This window comes from Gelidibacter sp. (genome assembly GCF_035577925.1).
Taxonomy (GTDB): Bacteria; Bacteroidota; Bacteroidia; order Flavobacteriales; family Flavobacteriaceae; genus Gelidibacter.
The window spans coordinates 1-4,936 of sequence record NZ_DATJCY010000285.1 but is presented as its reverse complement, the minus strand read 5'-3'; the positions used below and the strand labels follow the sequence as shown (position 1 = coordinate 4,936).

At 35.3% G+C, this 4,936-nt stretch carries 6 protein-coding genes and 1 pseudogene; 4 read left to right on the top strand and 3 right to left on the bottom strand.

Annotated elements, in window-relative coordinates; translation table 11 throughout:
* From VNJ50_RS11240 to VNJ50_RS11230, 3 genes and pseudogenes are all read right to left on the bottom strand, one after another.
* Positions 1-836 (bottom strand): annotated as a pseudogene (locus VNJ50_RS11240) (cytochrome C biogenesis protein); the annotation flags it as partial.
* Between the two features lie 315 nt (positions 837-1,151).
* Complete coding sequence (locus VNJ50_RS11235) at positions 1,152-1,559, bottom strand: group III truncated hemoglobin (protein ID WP_325581907.1); 408 nt, start codon at positions 1,557-1,559, stop codon at positions 1,152-1,154.
* 6 nt (positions 1,560-1,565) lie between these two features.
* Positions 1,566-1,859 carry a hypothetical protein gene (locus VNJ50_RS11230; protein WP_325581905.1) on the bottom strand — a complete coding sequence of 98 codons (294 nt, stop codon included), beginning with the start codon at positions 1,857-1,859 and terminating at the stop codon, positions 1,566-1,568.
* Positions 1,860-1,915: 56 nt separating this feature from the next.
* Here VNJ50_RS11230 and VNJ50_RS11225 point away from each other — a divergent pair, with 56 nt between their 5' ends.
* The 4 genes from VNJ50_RS11225 to VNJ50_RS11210 all read left to right on the top strand — a co-directional run.
* Positions 1,916-2,524: a Crp/Fnr family transcriptional regulator gene (locus VNJ50_RS11225; RefSeq protein ID WP_325581903.1), complete on the top strand. Its 609-nt coding sequence runs from the start codon at positions 1,916-1,918 to the stop codon at positions 2,522-2,524.
* Between the two features lie 116 nt (positions 2,525-2,640).
* The gene (locus tag VNJ50_RS11220; protein ID WP_325581901.1) at positions 2,641-3,408 is read left to right on the top strand and encodes a DUF2520 domain-containing protein; all 768 of its coding nucleotides are present in this window, start codon (positions 2,641-2,643) and stop codon (positions 3,406-3,408) included.
* Positions 3,389-3,919, top strand: coding sequence for an HAD-IIIA family hydrolase (locus tag VNJ50_RS11215; protein WP_325581900.1), 531 nt, complete (start codon positions 3,389-3,391; stop codon positions 3,917-3,919). The genes VNJ50_RS11220 and VNJ50_RS11215 overlap by 20 nt, the downstream gene beginning before the upstream one ends.
* A 142-nt stretch (positions 3,920-4,061) precedes the next feature.
* Positions 4,062-4,936: geranylgeranylglycerol-phosphate geranylgeranyltransferase (locus VNJ50_RS11210; protein WP_325581899.1), on the top strand; the 875-nt coding region annotated here is incomplete at its 3' end.

Genomic DNA, 4,936 nt, shown 5'->3' with positions numbered 1-4,936 from the left:
ATAGCATAACGCGATCTTAAAATTAAGGGCTGCACACTGTCTTTCACAACCAATCCGGTAGCACGTGTAGCCATGGTCATATAATCGCCTTCGTAAGGAGACTCGATCGTCAGACCATCTGGCGTTGAAGTAATGTTTATGGCGCCAGGTGTTGGCTTATCCAAGGCGATCAAAACATTGTGTAAATTTTGAACTTCGCCAACTTTCAAAAAATGATTATGTGGCTGTCCGTCGCCAGCTTCTACAATTTTAAGGTAAGATTCGCCGGACTCATCTGGAATGACATCAACTTCAGCCGATTTGATAAATTTTTCGAGTTCAATGCTTACAGGAATATTATTATAATCGGTTTCAACCTTAAACTTATTATCCAATCGGTAAGAGAAATCAACTTCGCGTTCAATGATTTTTCGTTGTGCTACGCCATCAACCATATAATCACCATCAAGATAGATGGTTACATAGGTTTTTTGTGATAAAAATTGACTTTCGGCATTTCCTTCACGAATATGCATCATGCCTTCATAACCGATATAACGGGTTATAAACGCACCAAAAATGACCAATACAAATGATAAGTGCAGAAGTAAGGTAGCCCATTTTTCTTTTCGCCACAATCGGTAACGTGGAATATTACCAATAAAATTGATCATAAAAATCAACATTATAAGTTCAAACCACCATGCATTATAGATAAGATGTCGCGTATATGGTGTTGGCGATGTTTCTTGATTGGCATCTAAAAACGTCCCAATTGCCATAGCTACGGCAAAAACAATAAATAAAATAGCGGTTAATCGTGTAGAGAAAAGGATGTTAGCGAGTCTTTTTTGCATGATAGAAGAACTGAGTTTTGCACTTATTTTAAGCGATGCAAATTTAGTCTTTTTTGTTGAAGTATAGTAGATTAAAAGATGTTAAAGTTGAGAGGTATTTAATAAGGTATAGTCTCATCCAAAAAACCATTGAAGAAAGATAGCCATCCTACAAAAAAACTATTTGTTAGGAATTATCTGACGAAAAGACAAAAATAACATCTGTAACTGATTGCCTTTATTTGATTTAATAGCGCTTCTTAATCTCAAATATTGATTAAGAAATTAGCGCTTAAATTTCATTTTAAAGCAAGTAGAAATCAACAAGTCAAGCCTCTAAATTTGATGTTGTCTTGCTTCAAAAATATTCAAATACATGAACGATCCCATTTTACGAGCGCGGTTTTTAGCATTTTGGGCTATTTCACCTTCAAAATACTCATCGAGTGTTTGAAACCATAAATTCATCCAAAGTCCAAAATGCACTTGTGTTATGCTATTGTGGTTTTCTTGATCAACTTGTATATGAACTTGTAACGGATTGCCATAATACCTGTTTTCCAGTTTTTTGGTGATAAACAAACTGCTTTCCCAAAATGTCGTCAAACGCTCAATATGGGCATCCCAATCTTTTATCACACGGTTGAAAAATGGTCCCAACTCCGGATCTTTCCTGATTTTTTTATAAAACTCCGAGACGAGCAAAAATACATCTTCCCGATTTTCAATCTCTTTTTTCTCCATTTTAAACTACGCCAATCGAATCATATTAATGATTAGAAATAGGGTGTGCACAAAAATTGTTAAAACAAACAAATTAAAAAGAACCTTAGGCTTCATTTCAGCATACAGCGCACCATTATATGCCATGGCAAAGCTAGTAACTAATATTAAGTCCAAGAAATGAAATGTGCCGTGTGTACTGTTGGCAAGGATAAACATAGCTGCAATGCCGCCTAAACAGCTTTGAAAAATAATAGACAATGGAACATAAAGGGTTAAATGTTCTTTATAATCGTGGAGTCCTTTTGTATATAATGACATAATTTATAGATTTTAGTTAATTATTACAAAGTTCCTAAACGTTTATCCGTACTTTTATGATTCAAATCATAAGAATCATGATTCCTGAAGATATTATCCTACAATTTGGAGCACGATTAAAATACTATTCAAAAGATCAATCGATAATCCATGAAGGCGAATATGCCGAATTCTATTTCCAGATTAAAACCGGCCAAGTCAAAATGTTTAATCTTACCGAAGATGGCAAGGAATTTATACAAGGCTTTTTTGAAAATGGCGATTCGTTTGGCGAACCGCCGCTTTTTGGAGTTTTTAAATATCCCGCAACGGCATTGGCCCTTGAACCTTCAGAAATATATTTACTTCCAAAGGTATCCTTTTTCGACCTCTTAAAAACCTATCCGGATATTCATTTACAATTCACCAAATTAATTTGCAAACGGATGGTTTATAAAGCTAAAATAATGCGTGAGGTTTCCATTTATCCACCAGAACACCGCATTATTACGCTATTGCAACATCTTAAAGGCAACTCCAAGACCGATGCCAGTTTTGAAGTGCCTTTAACACGTCAGCAAATTTCGGATTTAACCGGATTACGTGTCGAAACGGTAATCAGGGCCATCAAAAAACTCGAAAAAACCAAAGCGTTGGCCATTATTGACCGGAAGGTCTATATTTAAAAAATCGATCGTTTTTAAAAATACTTTGAAAGAACTAATCCATTAATTCATCACATTTATCGACCAAAATTTCACTTTCCTATTTTTAATTCTTATTTCTTCATTAATTTAGCCCCATGATTTCAGTAGTTATTCTTGGTGCGGGTAATATTGCCACGCATTTATTCAATGTTTTTGAACAATCAGACCATATCCATGTAAAACAATGGTATAATAGGACCATTGATCATCTTAAACACTACAAAAACAAGGTGGATATTACCGATGATTTGTCAACGTTGGAAGAGGCCGATTTATACATTATTGCCGTGAGCGACGATGCGGTTGCACGTGTGTCGACCAAATTGCCTTTTGAAAACCGTTTGGTCGTCCACACATCAGGCACGGTAAACATTCATGATCTTGATAAAAAAAACCGTCGTGGCGTATTTTATCCTTTACAAAGTTTCAGTAAAGCTGCGCCCATAGATTTTGCAAATGTGCCGATTTGTATAGAAGCCTTGGATAAAACCGATTTTAAAACCTTAAAATATTTAGCTAAAACTATCGGAAGTCCATCGTATAAAATCAATACCGATCAACGGAGATCTTTACATTTGGCGGCTGTATTTGTCAATAATTTCACTAACCAATTGTACCGCATTGCACATGAAATCACCGAATCGCAAGGCGTTGAATTTGACGTTTTAAAACCACTGATTTTAGAAACGGCTAAAAAAGTCCAGGATTTATCCCCTTATATGGCGCAAACCGGACCGGCAAAACGCAACGATAAAAAAACTCTAAAAAAACATTTAGACCTCTTAAAAAATGAACACCATAGGGCTGTTTACGAACTCTTAACTCAAAGCATTCAAAATACACATGGAAGAAAAAAGCTATAAGGAATATCTGGAATACATTACTACTTTTATTTTTGACGTTGATGGTGTACTTACCGACGGTACCATTTTATTAAACTCTGATGGCGAATTATTGCGGACCATGCACACCAAAGACGGATTTGCCATGAAAACGGCCATAGATGCCGGGTTTAATCTTTGCATTATTTCTGGTGGCAGCAACGAAGGTGTACGTGAGCGCTTGCGTAAACTTGGTGTTACAGATGTTTATTTGGGTGCGCACAATAAAATTGAGGAACTAAACGACTATATGGCAAAACACAATTTAAAGCCCGAAAATGTTCTTTATATGGGCGATGACATTCCTGATTATCCAGTGATGAAATTGGTTGGATTGCCCACTTGTCCGCAAGATGCCGTTCCGGAAATTAAAGCCATTTCAAAATATATTTCGCATAAAAACGGTGGTCAAGGATGTGTTAGAGATGTCATTGAACAAGTTTTAAAAGTACATGGCAAATGGAATGGACATTTTGATGCGAAATACGATTAATTGAAATCGAAATTGAAATTGAAGTTGAAGTTGAAAAATTAAACAAACAATCAACTACAGAAAATCCACAAACCATAAACTACAAACCACAGACAACCAACCCTTGAACATTCTAAATTTAATCCGCTGGAAAAACCTTTTGATGATTGCCATAGTGCAAATTCTCATCAAATACGCATTGTTTGAACCTTTTTTAGAATCTACAGAATTAACGATTACGCTCAACGGATTTGGGTTTGGACTTTTAGTACTTTCAACGCTTTGTATTGCTGCGGCAGGAAATATCATTAACGATATTTATGATACTGAAACCGATGCTATCAATCGATCTTCAAAAGTAATTATCGGAAAAAGCATTTCAGAAAAAACCGCCTATACCCTATTTTTTACATTCAATATTATTGGTGTGCTTATCGGGTTTTACCTCTCAAATTTAGTCGGAAGAAGTAACTTTTTCGCAATTTTTGTGCTCATTTCAGGATTACTTTATATTTATGCATCCTATTTAAAACAATCACTTTTATTAGGCAATATCCTTATTTCGGTTTTGGTGAGTTTGAGTATTTTAATTGTAGGCGTTTTTGAACTGATCCCTGTAATCACAGCTCAAAACCAAACCACGCAATTAACATTTTTTAAAATTTTAATGGATTATGCCATCTTCGCTTTTCTCATTAACCTTGTTCGTGAAATTACCAAGGACATAGAAGATATTGATGGCGATTATAAGTCGGGAATGAATACCTTACCTATTGCCATTGGGCGGGAAAGAGCTTCAAAAGTAGTCTTTGCGCTTACCGTTGTTGTTCTGTTTGTTGTTGTTTATTATTTGGTTACCTATTTATTAAAGTTTGAAGTTATTATCGCTTATTTTGTCATCTTGATTATTGCACCTCTGATTTATATTTCTGTCAAAGCGTTTGGGGCAAAAACAAAAAAACATTACCAACATTTGAGTAATATGCTTAAATTAGTCATGCTTTTCGGGATGTTATCGATGTTACTTTATCCAATAGT